This is a genomic window from uncultured Sulfitobacter sp., from assembly GCF_947497275.1.
Taxonomy (GTDB): domain Bacteria; phylum Pseudomonadota; class Alphaproteobacteria; order Rhodobacterales; family Rhodobacteraceae; genus Sulfitobacter.
The window spans coordinates 1-808 of record NZ_CANMFS010000042.1 but is presented as its reverse complement, the minus strand read 5'-3'; the positions used below and the strand labels follow the sequence as shown (position 1 = coordinate 808).

1 pseudogene is annotated in these 808 nt (G+C 58.0%); it reads right to left on the bottom strand.

The window, feature by feature from the left end:
* Nucleotides 1-51: 51 nt before the first annotated feature.
* A pseudogene (locus Q1A06_RS20895) lies at nt 52-761 on the bottom strand (IS6 family transposase).
* Nucleotides 762-808: the final 47 nt, after the last annotated feature.

The window sequence follows — 808 nt, the reverse complement described above, 5'->3', positions numbered from 1 at the left end:
GGCATTGCCAACTTGTTTGCGCCGGCATGAAAGCTGCCTGGGGGGCGTCTGTCAGGCGGTCATTTCGAGAGCGTAACTGTCCCAGAGGCGGAAAGCATCGGTTCTGGCGTGACGGTATGAAATGTTGGAGAGTTGATAGCGGCGGGGTCGAAAGACGGTGCTGATCTGGTCGTGAGCGGCGAGGAACCTTTGGGCCTGATGCGGGGACTTGAACCGACCCATCAGTTTCTCACGCTTTCGAGTTGGCCTGTGAGATCCTTCGATCCGGTTGTTCAGCCCTTTGTGTGCCCGGTGATCCGCATCCGGTGCAAGATCACGGATCGGCTTGAAGTAGCTTCGCAGTTTGTCCGTGATCACAACGCGAGGTTCGCCGAATTGCGAAATCAATCGCTTCAGAAAGCGCCGGGCGGCCTTAGCATTCCGCCGTGGTTGGACGAGGATATCAAGCGTATCACCGTTCGCATCAACCGCCCGCCAGAGCCAGCATTTCCGACCGTTGATCGGTATGACCACTTCATCCAAATGCCATTTGTCGGCCGCCCCAGGCCGGTCTCGCCTGATGCAACTCGCGAAATGGCCGCCAAAGCGGTTGACCCATTGCCGGATCGTCTCCCGGCTGACCGTCCACCGCGTTCCGCGAGCAGATCTTCGACATCGGCTGTGCTGAGCGCAAAGCGATGGTAGGCCCAGACGGCATAGGCGATGACCTCGCGCGGAAAACGAAAACCCTTCAGGCGAGGCATTGTGGCTGTTACCTTCATGCGCGAGCGATAACCAGTTCAGAACTCGTAAACAAGTTGGCAATGCC